The sequence below is a fragment of the Geovibrio sp. ADMFC3 genome, assembly GCF_054687035.1.
On sequence record NZ_BAAFZG010000002.1, the window covers coordinates 473,128 to 489,463 of the forward strand.

Below are 16,336 nucleotides of genomic sequence, written 5' to 3' on the forward strand. Positions count from 1 at the left end.
TCCGCCATAGTGTATGGAACATAAAATATGCTTATGGTTTTTACAAGACAATAATAACTATGAAAAATTCAAAGAAATTTTGAATCAGTATGTCAATCCTGCCCTTTGAGGCGTAGTTCTCTGTCGATAAACTGGCTGAATACCAGAGAGACAAGAGCAAGCACGGCACCTGCTACAAAAGGGATACGGTAATCAAGCATCCAAAGCAGACCACCGGTTAAAGGAATTACAACAGCGGCAATATGGTTTATGGTAAAACCAACAGCCATTGTGGGGGCTATGTCCGCAGAATCACCTATCTTCTGGAAAAAGGTTCTTATAGCCACGGCAAAATTGAAAAAGATGTGATCCAATATATACATAACAGCTATTATCCATTTATTGTCCACATAGGCGTAAGCAAGGAAAATCCCTATCAGGCTCACATACTCAAGGGTAAGTACCCCACGTTCGCCAAATTTATTAATTGCCTTCCCTATCATCGGGTTAAGGAAATAATTAACAGCATTGTTAATAACAAAAAGCACAGCAATGGCAAATGCTGAAAACCCGAATTTTTCAACCATAAGAAACACTGAAAATGCCACGAAAACCTGCCTTCTCGCACCGGAAAGGAATGTCAGAGTGTAGTACAGCCAGTATTTCTTCCGCAGAAACATGTTCTTGCGCTGAACAGGCATATTTTCCTTTGTGGGGTCGATAAAAAGGCAGTAAATACCGCCGGCAATAAGCAAGACACCGACAAGGAGATAGATTGTCTGATAGTCGAAGACTTTCAGCATCCCCATAACTGCAATACCCGCTATAATGCTGCATGCGGCGGATATGCTCCTGAATCTGCTCAGAACAAGCGGTGTTTCCTGTTTTGTAAAATACTGGAGCGTAAGGGACTGGTTCACTGTTTCGTAATAATGAAACCCGAAGGACATTATCAGTGTGGTAAATATAAGCCCGTAATAAGTAGGCAGAAAACCGGTAAGAGCTATACCGGCTCCCAGGAGAATTATTGAAACAGCACCGAGTTTATGTTCAGGGATAAAGCGGATAACATATATCACAAGTAGAGCAAGAAAGCCGGGAATCTCCCTGACTGACTGTATAACGCCCATTTGATAACCGTTTATGCCTGCCTGTTCCACCGCAAAGTTATTGAAAAGAGTCTGCCATGTCTGGGTTCCGACAATAGCCGCAACGGTAAGAAGAAACAGGAAGAAATACATTTTATTGTCTCTTGTCACCGCACCCTCTTAAATAAGAAAAATCATAGAACAATTATAATCAGCCGGGAAATATGCTTAAAGCTTTTTAGCGGCCTTCTCGAAAACAGCCAGATCTTTATCGGAGTAAAGGCATACAACCACTTTTTTAAGGCTTTCCGGTGAATGTTCAGCAAAGTCACTCACTGCCTTTATGATGATACCCGCCGCCTCATCTTCTGGAAAACCGTTTATCCCCATTGATATAGCTGGCAGGGCAATGGATGATAAGCCTTTTGTTTCAGCCGTCATAAGGCTTGAGAAAACAGCACCGTAAAGATTTTTTTCCGGTGCAGGGTCAATGCCGTATCTGGGACCGACGGCATGGATCACATATCTTGCCTTAAGGTTTCCGCCGCCTGTGATAACAGCGGAACCAAGAGGACAATAGCCGATTTCGTCACACTCTTTCTGAATACTGTCTCCGCCTTTTGTCCTGATAGCGCCGGCAACACCGCTGCCGAGTTTGAGGTTTGTATTTGCAGCATTGACAATAGCGTCCATTTCGGTTTCGGTTATATCACCCTTTACGAGTCCGAGAGTAACTCCGTTTACAAGCATTTTAAGCATCCTCAGTCCCCTTTGCGCCCCGCTTTCCAGTTTTCGTATAATTTAATGAAAACAGGGTGGTATGTCAGCGTGGAGTCCATACGGAGATAATTCATTGTTTCGTCCATTTTCTCAGACGGAATAGATATAAACTGCCCGAACCCTTCCGCATACACAGTACCTTCAGAATCTTTTATACACCCCTCAGCCTCATAAAACATCCTGTTTTTTCCTGAGAAAGATGTAATAAGTGTCAGAGGAGTTTCCGAAGGCGTATTCTTTCTGAATTTTATATTGAGGTTTCTGGTAAAGCAGAGAGTATCTTTTGTTCCGAAGACACTCGCGCTCCATCCCATACATTCATCAAGCAAAGCCGAAACTATGCCGCCGTGGACCACGCCATTAAAACCGCAGAAGCGTGAAGGTATCCAAAGATCCGCCTTAACATACTGATCCTCCACGTAAAAACGTGCGTCCACTCCGAAAGAATTTTCCTCACCGCAGATAAAACATCCGCTTGAATGAGGGAGATAATATCTTATGCCCATTTTATCTGATTCAGCTCAAAACGTTCCTTTATAAATTTATGTCTGGGAAGAACAGCAAAAGCCACTTTCATCTTGCCCGCTTTTTTCAATTTTGTACTTGTTGAAAAGCTGTAAATGCCGTTTTCAGTTCCCTTGAACTCAAGCTCCACAAACTCAGGATCTTTAAACTCGCCGCTTGCACCGTCAAACTCAACAACGGCGCATACGGAAAGATTGTCGGGCTGAATAGCATCTGAGCGGACAGAAGCGCTGAATGTCACACCGGACTCCATCTTCATTTCGTCCGCTTCAACTCGGGTATCAGTAAACTGCACATTGTCCCAGCTCTGGATTATACTGTCCTTCCAGAGAATGTATTCCTTAGCCTCTTCGTGCTTGTTCGCTCTGAAGGCGGAGTTAAGCTCATGAACAGGAACATAATACTGATCCGTGTAGTTCATAACCATGCGGGATGTGTTAAAGAAAGCGGCGCAGGTTTTTATTGCCTGCTTCATCATCCTTGTCCATTCCCTGGGAACGCCCGCTCTGTCTCTGGTGTAGAAAAGGGGTATAATCTCGTTTTCCAGCTTATCGTAAAGCTCCATGCTTTCCACATGGTCCTGATAAGTTTCCTTCTCATACTCCTCGCCAGCGCCTATCGCCCAGCCGTTTTCACCGTTGTACCCCTCGTCCCACCATCCGTCAAGTATGGAAAGGTTAAGCCCGCCGTTTGCGGCTATTTTCATCCCGCTCGTGCCGGATGCTTCCATGGGTCTTTTCGGCGTGTTCAGCCATATGTCTACACCCTGAGCGAGATACTTCGCCACTTCAATGTCATAATCCTCTATAAACACAACCTTATCCCTGAACATCGGCTTACGGCATATGTGGAATATCTTTTTGATAATCTCTTTTCCGCCGTTATCCTTGGGATGCGCCTTTCCGGCTATTATGATCTGCACGGGGCGGTCTGTGTTATTAAGTATCTGGTGAAGCCTCTGTTCGTCCATAAACAGAAGATAACCTCTTTTATAAGTTGCAAACCTTCTTGCAAAGCCGATTGTGAGATAATCAGGGTTAAGAACCTCATCAGCTTTTACAAGCTCACCGGATGTTCCGCCGCGCTGAAGGATCTGATTTTTAAGATGCCTTCTGGCAAATGCGATAAGTTTCTCCCTCTGCCTTTGTTTTGCTTTAAACAGGGCTGCATCGGGTATGCTTTCCGCTTTTTCCCATATGCTGAAGTCATAAGGTTTATAGTACCAGTTTTCGCCTAGGTATCTGTTATACATGGTTTTAAAATCATCGGATATAAATGTGGGGAGATGCACACCGTTTGTCACATGCCCCACAGGAATAGAATTTTCAAGGGCGTTAGGCCAGATATTTTTAAACATCTTCCTCGAAACCTCTCCATGAAGACGGCTTACACCATTTCTGTATGTACTGAGTTTGATTCCGCAGACAGCCATAGCAAAGCCTTCACTTTCATCAAACGGGTTTACTCTGCCGAAGCCCATAAGCTGATTTATGTTCAGGACGCAGTTTTCAAAAAGCGGTCCGAGGTAACGCTTGATCTGGTCTGTTCCGAATATATCAAATCCGGCGGGAACAGGCGTATGTGTTGTGAATATTGTACTCTTGCGTACAACCTCCACAGCAGTGCGGAATTCCATCCCTTCTGATACGTAGTTTCTGATACGCTCAAGGTTCACAAATGAGGGGTGTCCTTCGTTGATATGGTAAACGGTGGGGCGTCTGCCTATGGCACGGATAGCTCTGTAACCGGCTATGCCGAGGATTATCTCCTGTTTGAGACGCATATTCGAGTCTCCGCCGTAAAGCTGTCCTGTGATCTGCCTGTCCTCTTTGGTGTTTCCTTCTACATCAGTATCAAGGAGGATAAGCTCAATCTTGCCCACAATCATACGCCATACATTGACCTTAACGTTTCTGTTTTCAACCATAACTTCAACGCAAACCTCTTCTCCATCGGGGTTGAGGGCACGGCGCATGGGCATGTTGTAAAATTCGTTATATGGATAATATTCCTGCTGCCATCCGTCTGAGTTCAGGTACTGGTGGAAATATCCGTTTCTATAAAGAAGACCTATGGCAGAAAAAGGTATGCCTACATCGCTGGCAGATTTGCAATGGTCTCCTGAAAGAACTCCGAGACCGCCTGAATAAAGCTTAACAGACTCATGTATGCCGTATTCAGCGGAGAAGTATGCAACATGCATATTTTCAGCAACCTTATCGGGATGCTCAAGCTCAAACCAGCGAGGCAGACTCATATATTCGGAAAACTGTTTATGCACAGCCTCAAGGCGGGACATAAAAACAGGATCTTTAAGCAGTTTTTCGTAACCCTCATTAGTGAGGCTTCCGATAACAGCCACTGGGTTATGGCGTGATTTTTCCCATGCAGCGGGATTTATGCTTTTAAAAAGCTCAAGAGCATCATCATTCCAAGCCCACCAGAGATTATATGCTATCTCTTCAAGGGCTTTCAGCTCCTGCGGCAGATCAGGCTTCACATTGTATTCTGAAATTTTCATAATAATACCCCCTGAGAATTACATAGAGAAAAATACATATTTGATTCAATTATACTTGTAAAAGAAAATTTTTCCATCGGGTTTTTGGAAAAGAGCAGATGAAATCATGGTTTCTTTAAATCAGTCAGTATAATGACAGTTTTAAAATCCGATCATTTCACTTATGCTTCCATATTTTGTAAGAGGAAATGAAAAGTATCGCCGAAAGAGAAGGAATAAGTATGTATTCGGGCACGATTCCGAGAAGCCTGCCGCCGATAAATGTTCCTGCTATGGAACCTGCCGCCATGAATATTATGAATATATTATTCTTTCTGATCACGGCAAAACTCCGGTCTTTTGAATATCTTGCAAATCCTGCAAGCATTGTCGGAAGACTCACTGCAAGGGAAAGGCTTCCTGCTGTTTTTATATCAAGCCCGAAGAGAAGAATAAGCGTAGGGATAAGCAGTTCTCCACCGGCAACACCCAGAAGAGAAGCAAACACACCTATGATAAACCCCGCAGCAACTCCAAGAACTGTCTGAAGAGTTCCCTGTTCAAAGTATGCTGCTCCGGATATCATACCGTGGCTGAAAAGCAGAATAAAAGCTATTATAACAAGCATCGCAGCAATTATCCTGAAAAAGGTCTTTGAATGCAGTTTAACAGCAAAGCTGGCTCCGATCCATGCACCCAGAACACTGCCTGCCAAGAGATTAAGGATTACTGTCCAGTGGTCACTGAAAACGCTTACAGGAACAGACTGTGCCCTGAAAGGAATAGCGGAGGCAACTACCACTAGGCTGGCCGCTTTGTTCAGTATTACAGCGTCCAAAGCAGAGAAACGGAAAAAAGATATGAGAACAGGAAGCCTGAACTCTGCTCCGCCCAAACCGATTAAACCGCCCAGAGTGCCTATAGACAAACCGCTTATAAAACTTGCGATATTCCTTCTCATTTCAACCTCTGTCAAATCAATATAAAATATCAAACAGTATGAAACATGATAAATATAAACATTAAATCATGTTTCATATTGTTTAATCATGCAATATCATCTATAAATATATTAGTCAATATTATTAAATGAACATATACATAAAACTAAAAGGTCGAATTATGAAAAACCAGACAGCATTAACAGTTCAAGATGTCGCCGAAATGCTTAATATTGCTAAAAACACAGTCTATGACTTGATCAAGAGGAAAGAAATCAACTCTTACAAGGTTGGAAGAAAAGTCAGGTTTACTCTAAAAGATGTTGAAGACTACATCTCAAACTCAAAAAAGATCCGCACATTGGAAAAATGTGAGATATGCCATGCTGAAAACATTTCTGCAGAAGGACAAAAGGAGAAAGGTTTTGTAATATGCGGACAGGATCTGGTTCTTGACGCTCTTGTGGAGAGCATGCAGAAAAAACCACTCCAACAGCCCGTTCTCCGCTCATATCTCAGCAGTTATGACGGGCTTGTTGAGCTTTACAGAGGCAATGCTTCCGTTACCGCTGCTCATCTTTGGGACAGTAGCACAAATACATATAATATACCTTTCGTACGTGCCCTGCTTCCAGGCGTTTCTGCCGTAATAGTGCATCTCACCGTAAGAATACAGGGATTTTTTGTTGCAAAAGGAAACCCAAAACATATAAAAGGCTGGGAAGACCTCGGTCGCAAGGATATTAAAATAGTCAATAGAGAAAAAGGAGCTGGCTCAAGAGTTCTGCTGGATGAACATCTTCGCCTGTTAGGGATTAAGGCATCCTCTGTTAACGGATACTTCACTGAAACCGCTGCACATGTAGGGCTTGCCAGTACAGTTGGCAGAGGAGATGCCGATATAGCGGTGGGGAGCGAATTTATTGCCTGTCAAATGGAATCAGTGGATTTTATACCGTTGCAGAAGGAAAGCTTTGAACTTGTCATAAAAAAAGAAGATTTAGTTAAAGACAGTGTCAGGCAAATGATGCGTATTTTAGAATCTTCTCAATTTCGGCAGGAGTTTGAAGGCATAACTGGCTACGATGTGGCAAATATGGGCACAATCGTAGCCGAAACCTGAGTTTTTATTTTACTCCGGAATGCCCGAAACCGCCTGAGGAGCGTTCTGTATCGTCTAGGGTTTGAACCGCCTGAATGTCCATCCTTGCAACTTTCGCAAAGACAGCCTGAGCTATGCGATCCCCTTTTTCATATTTGAATGTATTTTTTGAGTGATTTATGAGGATAATACCCACTTCGCCCCTGTAATCGCTGTCGATTGTACCGGGAGAGTTAAGTACCGTAACGCCCTGTTTGAGAGCAAGCCCGCTTCTGGGACGAATCTGGGCTTCGTACCCTTCGGGTATAGCCATTTTCAGTCCGGTTTTAACCAGCTTGAAGCAGCCTGCTTCTATCTCGCCTGATTCCCCTGCTCTTATATCCATACCAGCAGCACCGTCTGTCTGATACATAGGGATAAATTCCGCTCCGTGTTCGCTTATGATTCTGACGGTAGTATAAGACATCTCGACTCCTCCGCTGAGTAATATTTTTCCGCAATGGAATTAACGCCCGAAAGCGTCATACTTTTGATTCTCTTCGTTATATTGTCACTGTCAACAGTCTTTCCATGAAAAAAGAACTGGCGAAGATTGGAAAACATTCTGCCTGATGAAGTTTCCAGACCGGAGCAGAAGCCGTAGAGCATCTGATTAACCGCAAGCTCAAACTCAGCCTTTGTAATGCCGTGCTTTGCCATACGTTTAATTTCATTCATTGTTATTTCCTCAACTGCTCCGAGATTTTCACGATCACAGCTGAAAAATACAGAAAGTGCGCCGCACATTGCGTACAGGCTCATATCTGTCTCAATATTATAGCAAAGCCCTCTTTTCTCCCTGACCTCTTGAAAGAGGCGGGAACTCATCAGGCCACCAAGGATCATATTAAGGGCTGAAAGCTCAAAACGCTCGTCATTTGATGCTGTACAGGCCGGCAGCATGTACTGAGCATAGACCTGTTCTACACCAAGGCTGAGAGTTTTATCAAACCTTTTGCTCACGCACTCTTTATCGAATGGGGCAGTCGCTTTTGAATATACATCAGCACCAATGTTGTCCAAAGCTTTTACAACATCATCTGCTGTTGCACTCCCCGCAACCGAGATAATACAGTTCCCTGCGGTGTACTTCTCATTGTAAAAGGTTCTTAAAGATTCAACACCAAACCCCTTCACTGACCGTTCTGTACCCGAAATAGGCATAGCCATCGGGTGTCCTTCAAAGAAATAACCTTCCGCCTCTTCATCAAGATATTCTTCCGGACTGTCTTTCAGAGAAGCTATCTCTGTAAGAATAACCTTCTGCTCGTGCTTAAAGTCGGCTTCGGAAAGCTTCGGGAAAAAGGCAATATCAAGCAGAATATCCATAAATTTATCAAAATTGCCGGAAAAACCGTTAATGTAGAAGGTCGTCTGTTCTTTTGTGGTATAGGCGTTCATGTACCCGCCCAGTCTTTCAGATTCCTTACTTATCTCTTCCTGAGTGTATTTGCGGCTTCCTCTGAAAACAAGATGCTCAATAAAGTGAGATACACCGTTTACTGCCGGAGTTTCAGACATGCTGCCGTTTTTAAATGTTACAGATAAGGAGACAAGCCCGTTTGAACCGATGGAACTGTCTGTTAGTATAGGCAATTCGCCGTGATATGTAAGTATGGGTTTCATAAGAATCTACAAAAAAGGCACACATAAAGTGTGCCTTTTATTATTTTTATTAATTATTTCAAAAAATTCGTAAAGAACAGAGATTACAACAGCACCTTTCTGGAAATTTTGTGCCTGCCGTTCTGATCTTTTCCGAGATATTTTACTTCAACAACGTCACCGAGTTTAAGAAAATCAGCTATGTTATTGATACGCTCGTTGCTGTACTGGGAAACGTGAAGAAGAGCTTCAACGCCGGGGATTATCTCCACAAATGCGCCGTAGTCCATTATCTTCTTAACTTTGCCCTGATAAACCTTGTCAAGCTCCACTTCCTGAACCGTACCGTTGATTCTGGCTATGGCTGCTTCTATGGCTTCTTTGCTCACGGCAAATACGTTTACCTGACCTGTATCATCGATATCGATCTGGGCTCCGGTATCTTCAACGATTGCTTTTATGTTCTTTCCGCCGGGTCCTATAAGAAGTCCGATCTTCTCAGGGTTAATCTTGAGAGTCTGGTATCTGGGTGCAGTTTCGGCGAGTTCTTCCCTGTAAGTGGGGAGAGCTTCTTTCATTTTACCGAGGATATGCAGCCTTGATCTCTTAGCTTGTGCAAGGGCTTCCTCAAGAAGCTTTCTTGAAAGACCTTCAATCTTAATATCCATCTGAAGAGCGGTGATTCCGTTTTCTGTTCCGGCTACTTTAAAGTCCATATCGCCGAGGTGGTCTTCAGTTCCCATAATGTCGCTGAGGATTATGTATCTGTCGCCTTCTTTGATGAGACCCATAGCAACACCTGCTACAACATCCTTAACGGGCACGCCCGCATCCATAAGGCTGAGGCAGCCGCCGCAAACAGTCGCCATTGAAGACGAACCGTTGGACTCAAGAACCTCAGAAACAACTCTGAGCGAATAAGGGAAGTCCGCTTCAGCGGGGAGAATTGGTAAAAGGGCTCTTTCAGCAAGAGCGCCATGACCTATCTCTCTTCTGCCGGGACCTCTGAGAAAGCCAACCTCACCCACACAGAATGGGGGGAAGTTGTAGTGAAGCATAAAGCGTTTTTTCGATTCGCCTTCTATGTTGTCCAGCATCTGTGTATCGGTTTTTGTACCGAGAGTGGCAACAGCAAGTGCCTGAGTTTCGCCTCTGGTGAAGAGAGCAGAACCGTGGGGCATGGGCAGAAGGTGAGTTTCGATATCGATGGGGCGTACATCTTCAGCCGTACGTCCGTCGATTCTTTTACCGCTGTCAAGGGAGAAGTCACGGAAGACTTTTTTCTCAACATGGTGCCATACTTCTTTATAGAAGCTCTTCTTATCAGCGTATTCTTCGCCGAGTCTGGCTTCAACTGTTTCAAAATACTCGTCCCTGACCTGATCAAGGGCTGCGTATTTTTCAAGCTTGCCGGGAATAACAAGAGCTGCGTTGATTTTTTCTTTAAGTTCTTTTTCAGCTTCTTCCAGAACTTCCGCAGGAACAGAGAAATCTTTATATTCAAATTTCGCTTTTCCGCATTTTTCGGCAAATTCCTTCTGAGTGCTGCAAAGAATTTTTATTTGATCATGGGCAAACTGGAGTGCCTCGACAACCTCTTCCTCGGTAACCATTTCCATTCCGGCTTCAACCATGTTAATGGCATCGTCCGAACCTGCAACAACTATATTCATCGTAAGTTCGCTGAATATTTCGTATGAGGGGTTGATTATAAGCTGTCCGTTGTGTTTACCGATCCTTACACCCGCAACAGGAGTGTTAAAGGGTATATCCGAAATGAGCAGAGCAGCACTGGAAGCGTTTATTGCAAGTACATCAGGCGAATGCTTGCCGTCATAAGACACAACGGTAGCGATAACCTGAGTCTCGTTTCTGAACCCGTCGGGGAACATAGGACGAAGGGGTCTGTCAATAAGCCTTGCTATAAGGGTTTCCTTGTCAGAGGGTTTATTTTCTCTTTTAAGGAATCCGCCGGGCACTTTGCCCACTGCGTAGAATTTTTCAACGTAGTTTACAGTAAGGGGGAAGAAATCCACACCGTCAGAGGCTTCTTTTCTTCCTGTGGCGGTAACAAGTATAACTGTGCCGCCTTGACGTATCCAGATACTTCCGTTAGCCTGCTTTGCTTTCCAGCCCGTTTCAAATATTATGGGTTCGGCATCTTCACGCAAGCTTACCGATACGGTATCGAGTTTTTTATCCATGCGTTATTTCCTGATTCCGAGAGTCTCGATAATCGTGCGGTATCTTTTGAAATCTTTCTTTTTCACGTAATCGAGAAGCTGACGTCTCTGTCCGACAAGGAGGAGCAGACCTCTTCTTGAGTGGTGATCCTTGGGATTAGTTTTGAAGTGTTCAGTCAGGTAAGTTATTCTCTCAGTGAGAAGAGCTACCTGTACTTCAGGTGATCCTGTGTCTTTTTCGTGCGTTTTAAACTTGTCGATCAGTTCTGTTTTCTGTTCTTTAGTCATGACCATTATGATAATACCTCCACAAGCTAAGCCTGAATTTATAACAAATCCGCTGCCAAAAAACAAGGCAATAATAACATTTGCGGCACATTTTTTGTATGCCGCTATAATTATTTTACCCGATTTTCCGCGTTTTATCCTATACAAGAACTTTTATAATTTTTAACGGACAGTCCCCGCCCCTTGCTTTCTCTGCGATGGCGAGTACACGCCCGTTTTTCTCTGATATAAAAAACATTTCCCCGTCTTTGCTCCCTTCAAAAGGAAGACAGGCATAGTTCCATTCTTTTACCGAAACCCCGTTGGAAACAAGTTTAACCGCCTCATCTTTAACAATTGCATGTTTCCAGTTAAGCATAGTTGAAACCGGATGAACAGCAGCGGTGAGCGTTCCCTTGGACGCCATTTCTTCCAAAGCGCTCAAAGTAACCGCATGGGCTACACGGAACATTCCGTTTGCAGAGCGTATAAGACCGCTCATTACAGCGAAGCAGCCCATTTTAAGCCCTGCTTCATGGATTATGCTCCGTATATATGTCCCCTTGCCGCATTGCACTTTAACAACGCCCTTAGGGTATGCGTATTCAACCAGCTCAACGGAGTATATACGCATATTCCGTTTTCCGGCATCTTCTATCTCGCCTTTTCTGGCAAGTTTATAAGCTCTTTCACCGTTTATTTTTTTTGATGAAAAAGCTGGTACAGTCAGTTCAACTTCTCCGGTGAAAGATTTAAAAATATTTTCAACTTCGGTTATATCCGGGCTAATCTGATGATTTTCATCAAGGACAGTCCCTTCAGTGTCAAAGGAGTCGGTTTTCATTCCAAGAGTGAATTCGGCAATATATTCTTTGTCCACATCCATGAGGTAGTCAACAAATTTTGTGGCATTGCCCACGCACACTGGCAAAACCCCTTCCGCCATAGGATCAAGAGTTCCAAGGTGTCCGCATTTCTTTACACCGATAATCTTCCGCAGCCTATCCACCGCCTTGAAAGATGTCACCCCTTTTTCTTTGTAAAGATTAACTATCCCGTTCATCGTCTTCTTTGATTATTTCACGGAGAACCTCATCAATTCTGCTTCCGTATTCGGAAGAATCATCAATGAAGAACATAAGTTTAGACGGTGTTTTTTTAAGATGCACCGCTTTTTGAAGCTGATGTCTTATGAATCCGGCTGAACTCATAAGCCCCCTGTGGATATACTTCAGATTCTCTTTGTTATAGCTGGTGAAAAAAACTTTCGCCTGAGAGAGATCTCTTGTCACCTCGATTGAGGTTATAACAACATCTTTGACCTTCGGGTCTTTTACATCAAACTGTATTATTCTTGAAATCTCCTCTTTAAGGAGTTCTGAAACTCTTTCTATTCTATGCAATTTAAACCTGACCTTTTAAGAAGCTCAGAATATTTCCTCATTAATGGAAATAACCTCAACTTCCCCATACGATTCAACAAAGTCCATCACAGCCGAAAGCTGGCTTTCAGCATGCTGCCGTTCGGCAGAGACCGTAACAACGGCTATCTCTGCCCTGTTCCATATATCATGTGACCCTACTTCGCTTACGGCAACATTAAATTTATTTTTCAGTCTGGTTTTGAGACCTGAGATAACCCGTCTTTTATCCTTGAGGGAAAAAGCCTGTTCTATCCCAAGCCCAAATACCACTGATGCAATGATCATACACTATGCCACTTGTATCGGCAAACCAGCATCCTGTGTTCGCCTGAAAGCATTGTTATTCTGTTTTTGCAGCTTCCTGTGCTTTCTGTTTTTCAAGATCGCTTTTCTTAACATCGTCAAGCGTTCTCTTTTCCTCAACAGTGATAAAGGCTTCTATGACATCGCCCTCTTTAAGGTCGTTGAATTTCTCCACACCAATACCGCATTCATAACCAGCCATAACTTCTTTGGCATCGTCCTGAAAGCGTTTGAGTGAGGATATTTTGCCCTCGTAAACAACAATTGAGTTTCTGATTACACGGACACCAGCCGCTCTTGTAACCTTGCCTTCCGTAACGTATGCACCGGCGATTTTGCCGATTTTCGGTACGGAGAACACCTGTCTGACTTCCGCCTGACCGATTATCTGTTCTCTGAGGTTCGGGTCTATCATACCTTCAAGCGCCTGTTTAACGTCGTCCACAATCTGATAGATTACAGAGTAAAGGTTGATATCCACACCCTCTTTCTCCGCCTTTTCTCTGGCTTTGGCATCCGGTCTTACGTTAAAGCCGAATATCAGACCGTTTGAAGCAGCGGTGAGGATAATATCGTTTTCGTTAATACCGCCCACACCAGAGTGGATTATATTAACCTTGATTTCTGTGCTGGTGAGCTTGTTGAGCGAGTTTTCAAGAGCAGCAAGTGAGCCCTGAACATCCGCCTTAAGAACTATATTAAGCTCTTTCAGCTCGCCTTCTTTAATTTTTGCAAAAAGATCAGTAAGAGAAACTTTTGTTTTCTCCATAAGAGCTTTTTCGCGTTTATTGTCCGCTCTGAGTTCTGCCAGCTGTTTAGCTACCTTTTCATCAGGGGTGACGATAAATCTATCGCCTGACTGAGGAACATCGGAAAAGCCCATAAGCTCCACAGGAATTGAAACTCCCGCTTCCTTAACAGACATTCCCTTATAGTTGAACATAGCCCTGACCTTGCCGTATTCTGTTCCGCATACAAAGTAATCGCCTTTTTTGAGGCTTCCGTTTCTTATAAGAACTGTGGCAACCGGACCTTTCTGTTTGTCAAGTTTGGACTCAATAATAATACCTTCAGCAGGCTTGTTTGGGTTACCTTTAAGGTCAAGCATTTCTGCCTCAAGGAGAACTCTTTCAAGCAGAGTATCAATATTGAGGTTCTTTTTAGCTGAAATTTCCTGAAACTGGTTATCCCCGCCCCATTCTTCAGAAATAATTCCGAGTTCGGAGAGCTGGCTTTTAACCATATCAGGGTTGGCATTTTCCTTATCTATCTTGTTGACTGCAACAACGATTTTAACGCCTGCCGCCTTTGAGTGGTCAATTGCTTCTTTTGTCTGGGGCATAACGCCGTCATCCGCCGCAACCACCAGAATAACTATATCCGTAACCTGTGCGCCTCTTGCACGAAGAGTTGTGAACGCCTCGTGACCGGGGGTATCGAGGAATACGATCTTTCCGTGGTCGAGTTCTACTTCATATGCGCCGATATGCTGAGTAATGCCGCCTGCCTCTTTTTCTGCAACAGATGTTCTTCTGATTGCATCAAGGAGTGATGTCTTACCATGGTCAACGTGACCCATAACCGTAACGATCGGAGGACGGGGAACGAGATCTTCCGGTTTGTCAGCAACAGTGGGGAGGAGATCCTCTTCTGTAACCACTTTTGTTTTGACATCTATGCCATATTCTGTAGCAAGAAGTGCAGCTGTATCCGCATCAACAGCCTGATTCATAGACGCCATAATGCCGAGGCTGAGAAGTTTTTTAACAAGCTCAGTCGCCTTAACCGCCATAAGTTTAGCAAGGTCGGAAACAATAATGTTTTCACCTATTTCAATGCTTGACGGACGCACTATAACCTTAGGTTCAGTCTCCTGACGTCTTCTGCCTCGTTTGTCCATTCTGGGTCTTGAGGTCTGCGGTTTTTTCTTAACCGGTTCCTCTTCTACCTCTTCCTTTTCAACCGGAGCAGCAGCAGCCACGCTTGTATCAATTTCATGTTCAATAGTGAGTTCGTCAAAACCTTCAGCCACTGTTTTGTGGAAGCTTTTAGGTTTATCCGTCTTTTTGACCGGCTTCTTTTTAACTTCAGCCTTCTGAGGTTCAGGTTTATCTTTTATCTTCTTCTTGATCTCAAGTTTAATTTCATCTTTAGGGCTCATGCCGTTCGACTGGGCAGGTCTCTGCGGACGTCTGTCACCATACTGCGGTCTGTCGCCTCTGTCTTTATCCATAGGAGGACGTCTGTCGCCGTACTGAGGTCTGTCGCCCTGAGGACGTCTGTCACCGTACTGCGGTCTGTCACCCTGGAGACGCCTGTCACCGTACTGGGGTCTATCGCCCTGAGGACGTCTGTCACCGTACTGAGGTCTATCACCCTGAGGACGTCTGTCACCGTATTGGGGTCTATCACCCTGAGGACGTCTGTCACCCTGCGGTCTGTCGCCTCTGTCATTGTTGTACTGAGGTCTGTCGCCCTGAGGACGTCTGTCACCATACTGAGGTCTGTCGCCTCTGTCATTGTTGTACTGTGGTCTGTCGCCCTGAGGACGCCTGTCACCGTACTGAGGTCTGTCGCCTCTGTCATTGTTATACTGGGGTCTGTCACCCTGAGGACGTCTGTCACCCTGAGGTCTGTCGCCCCTGTCATTGTTGTACTGGGGTCTGTCGCCCTGAGGACGCCTGTCACCATACTGCGGTCTGTCGCCTCTGTCGTTGTTGTACTGGGGTCTGTCGCCCTGAGGACGCCTGTCACCCTGAGGTCTGTCGCCCCTGTCATTGTTATACTGGGGTCTGTCACCCTGAGGACGCCTGTCACCGTACTGAGGTCTGTCGCCTCTGTCATTGTTGTACTGGGGTCTGTCGCCCTGAGGACGCCTGTCACCGTACTGAGGTCTCTCGCCCCTGTCATTGTTGTACTGACGGTCACCCTGAGGTCTGCGGTCGCCGTACTGAGGTCTGTCGTTTGAATGGGGCTTTGATGCAGGTTTTTCCTGTTCTTCGCCTCGCGTCTGCGAGTCTTTTTCCTGCTGAAGCATTTTTTCTCTCTCACCTTGTTGACGGCTTTCAGGCGCTTTCGGGGTTTCAGCCTGAGCAGAGCCGGCAGATATATTGTTCTGGGATTTTTCAGCGGAAGCAGGAGTCTTTTCAGTGGTAACCGGGGTTTCCTTTTTCTCTGCTGAAACAGTCTGTTCCTTTGCCGCAGAAGCTGCTTCGACCGGTTTGGAAGCAGCGGGAGCAGTCTGCGGTGTTTCGGGAGCCGCCGGTGCTTTTACATCTGTTTCCTTAGTATACTGCTCCCTCTGTTCATCCACTTTACGGATGTTTTTCTCAAGGGCGCGTTTGCGGTTAAGCAATTCTTCACGGGATATTTTCTTAGGCTGCTGAGGATCTTCCTCTCCGCCTTTTATTTTCACTTCTCTTGCTCGGGGGTGTCTTTTGTGTCTTTCGAGGGCTTTTTGAAGCAGTTCCTGACGTTTGTTCAGTTTGGATTTTGCGGATTCATCGGAATCGCCTTCGGCTAAATCCATTCCCGTATTTTCAAGTTCGTCATTTCTATTCAATTTTTTCCCCTCATCATTATTTTTAAAATCTGACATCA

14 protein-coding genes are annotated in these 16,336 nt (G+C 44.6%); 1 reads left to right on the forward strand and 13 read right to left on the reverse strand.

The genetic code is table 11. The features are described from left to right. Positions 1 to 92: 92 nt before the first annotated feature. From ACYRYY_RS02520 to ACYRYY_RS02540, 5 genes are all read right to left on the reverse strand, one after another. Positions 93 to 1,220 carry an MFS transporter gene (locus ACYRYY_RS02520; RefSeq protein WP_460216446.1) on the reverse strand — a complete coding sequence of 376 codons (1,128 nt, stop codon included), beginning with the start codon at positions 1,218 to 1,220 and terminating at the stop codon, positions 93 to 95. Positions 1,221 to 1,295: 75 nt separating this feature from the next. After that, positions 1,296 to 1,826, reverse strand: a complete 531-nt coding sequence (locus tag ACYRYY_RS02525; protein ID WP_460213920.1) for a macro domain-containing protein — start codon at positions 1,824 to 1,826, stop codon at positions 1,296 to 1,298. Between the two features lie 2 nt (positions 1,827 to 1,828). Next, positions 1,829 to 2,353, reverse strand: a complete 525-nt coding sequence (locus tag ACYRYY_RS02530) for a PaaI family thioesterase (RefSeq protein WP_460213921.1) — start codon at positions 2,351 to 2,353, stop codon at positions 1,829 to 1,831. After that, the gene (glgP, locus tag ACYRYY_RS02535) at positions 2,344 to 4,893 is read right to left on the reverse strand and encodes an alpha-glucan family phosphorylase (protein WP_460213922.1); all 2,550 of its coding nucleotides are present in this window, start codon (positions 4,891 to 4,893) and stop codon (positions 2,344 to 2,346) included. The genes ACYRYY_RS02530 and glgP overlap by 10 nt, the downstream gene beginning before the upstream one ends. A gap of 157 nt (positions 4,894 to 5,050) precedes the next feature. Beyond that, positions 5,051 to 5,833: a sulfite exporter TauE/SafE family protein gene (locus ACYRYY_RS02540; RefSeq protein WP_460213923.1), complete on the reverse strand. Its 783-nt coding sequence runs from the start codon at positions 5,831 to 5,833 to the stop codon at positions 5,051 to 5,053. Positions 5,834 to 5,994: 161 nt separating this feature from the next. Here ACYRYY_RS02540 and ACYRYY_RS02545 point away from each other — a divergent pair, with 161 nt between their 5' ends. Next, positions 5,995 to 6,936 (forward strand): substrate-binding domain-containing protein, encoded by a 942-nt coding sequence (locus ACYRYY_RS02545; protein ID WP_460213924.1) that lies wholly within the window; start codon positions 5,995 to 5,997, stop codon positions 6,934 to 6,936. A gap of 4 nt (positions 6,937 to 6,940) precedes the next feature. On the opposite strand, the gene dut is transcribed toward ACYRYY_RS02545, so the two are convergent. The 8 genes from dut to infB all read right to left on the reverse strand — a co-directional run bounded on the left by dut (position 6,941) and on the right by infB (position 16,334). Next, complete coding sequence (dut, locus tag ACYRYY_RS02550) at positions 6,941 to 7,381, reverse strand: dUTP diphosphatase (protein WP_460213925.1); 441 nt, start codon at positions 7,379 to 7,381, stop codon at positions 6,941 to 6,943. After that, complete coding sequence (locus ACYRYY_RS02555; protein ID WP_460213926.1) at positions 7,354 to 8,580, reverse strand: M16 family metallopeptidase; 1,227 nt, start codon at positions 8,578 to 8,580, stop codon at positions 7,354 to 7,356. Before ACYRYY_RS02555 ends, dut begins: the two co-directional genes overlap by 28 nt. Before the next feature lie 83 nt (positions 8,581 to 8,663). After that, positions 8,664 to 10,763 (reverse strand): polyribonucleotide nucleotidyltransferase, encoded by a 2,100-nt coding sequence (gene pnp, locus ACYRYY_RS02560; protein WP_460213927.1) that lies wholly within the window; start codon positions 10,761 to 10,763, stop codon positions 8,664 to 8,666. Between the two features lie 3 nt (positions 10,764 to 10,766). Then, the gene (gene rpsO, locus ACYRYY_RS02565; RefSeq protein ID WP_460213928.1) at positions 10,767 to 11,036 is read right to left on the reverse strand and encodes a 30S ribosomal protein S15; all 270 of its coding nucleotides are present in this window, start codon (positions 11,034 to 11,036) and stop codon (positions 10,767 to 10,769) included. Between the two features lie 133 nt (positions 11,037 to 11,169). Then, positions 11,170 to 12,072 carry a tRNA pseudouridine(55) synthase TruB gene (gene truB / locus ACYRYY_RS02570; RefSeq protein WP_460213929.1) on the reverse strand — a complete coding sequence of 301 codons (903 nt, stop codon included), beginning with the start codon at positions 12,070 to 12,072 and terminating at the stop codon, positions 11,170 to 11,172. Further along, on the reverse strand, positions 12,056 to 12,412 hold the full coding sequence (rbfA, locus tag ACYRYY_RS02575; RefSeq protein ID WP_460213930.1) for a 30S ribosome-binding factor RbfA: 357 nt from the start codon (positions 12,410 to 12,412) through the stop codon (positions 12,056 to 12,058). The genes truB and rbfA overlap by 17 nt, the downstream gene beginning before the upstream one ends. A gap of 24 nt (positions 12,413 to 12,436) precedes the next feature. After that, on the reverse strand, positions 12,437 to 12,718 hold the full coding sequence (locus ACYRYY_RS02580; RefSeq protein ID WP_460213931.1) for a DUF503 domain-containing protein: 282 nt from the start codon (positions 12,716 to 12,718) through the stop codon (positions 12,437 to 12,439). Positions 12,719 to 12,773: 55 nt separating this feature from the next. Further along, on the reverse strand, positions 12,774 to 16,334 hold the full coding sequence (infB, locus tag ACYRYY_RS02585) for a translation initiation factor IF-2 (RefSeq protein WP_460213932.1): 3,561 nt from the start codon (positions 16,332 to 16,334) through the stop codon (positions 12,774 to 12,776). Positions 16,335 to 16,336 lie beyond the last annotated feature (2 nt).

Excerpts from the sequence above, each read along its gene's own strand:
- ACYRYY_RS02540 (WP_460213923.1), bottom strand. The coding sequence starts at position 5,833 with ATGAGAAGGAATATCGCAAGTTTTATAAGCGGTTTGTCTATAGGCACT.
- glgP (WP_460213922.1), bottom strand. The coding sequence starts at position 4,893 with ATGAAAATTTCAGAATACAATGTGAAGCCTGATCTGCCGCAGGAGCTG.
- ACYRYY_RS02530 (WP_460213921.1), bottom strand. The coding sequence starts at position 2,353 with ATGGGCATAAGATATTATCTCCCTCATTCAAGCGGATGTTTTATCTGC.
- ACYRYY_RS02525 (WP_460213920.1), bottom strand. The coding sequence starts at position 1,826 with ATGCTTAAAATGCTTGTAAACGGAGTTACTCTCGGACTCGTAAAGGGT.
- truB (WP_460213929.1), bottom strand. The coding sequence starts at position 12,072 with ATGAACGGGATAGTTAATCTTTACAAAGAAAAAGGGGTGACATCTTTC.
- ACYRYY_RS02545 (WP_460213924.1), top strand. The coding sequence starts at position 5,995 with ATGAAAAACCAGACAGCATTAACAGTTCAAGATGTCGCCGAAATGCTT.
- pnp (WP_460213927.1), bottom strand. The coding sequence starts at position 10,763 with ATGGATAAAAAACTCGATACCGTATCGGTAAGCTTGCGTGAAGATGCC.
- rpsO (WP_460213928.1), bottom strand. The coding sequence starts at position 11,036 with ATGGTCATGACTAAAGAACAGAAAACAGAACTGATCGACAAGTTTAAA.
- dut (WP_460213925.1), bottom strand. The coding sequence starts at position 7,381 with ATGTCTTATACTACCGTCAGAATCATAAGCGAACACGGAGCGGAATTT.
- ACYRYY_RS02520 (WP_460216446.1), bottom strand. The coding sequence starts at position 1,220 with ATGTATTTCTTCCTGTTTCTTCTTACCGTTGCGGCTATTGTCGGAACC.
- ACYRYY_RS02555 (WP_460213926.1), bottom strand. The coding sequence starts at position 8,580 with ATGAAACCCATACTTACATATCACGGCGAATTGCCTATACTAACAGAC.
- ACYRYY_RS02580 (WP_460213931.1), bottom strand. The coding sequence starts at position 12,718 with ATGATCATTGCATCAGTGGTATTTGGGCTTGGGATAGAACAGGCTTTT.
- infB (WP_460213932.1), bottom strand. The coding sequence starts at position 16,334 with ATGTCAGATTTTAAAAATAATGATGAGGGGAAAAAATTGAATAGAAAT.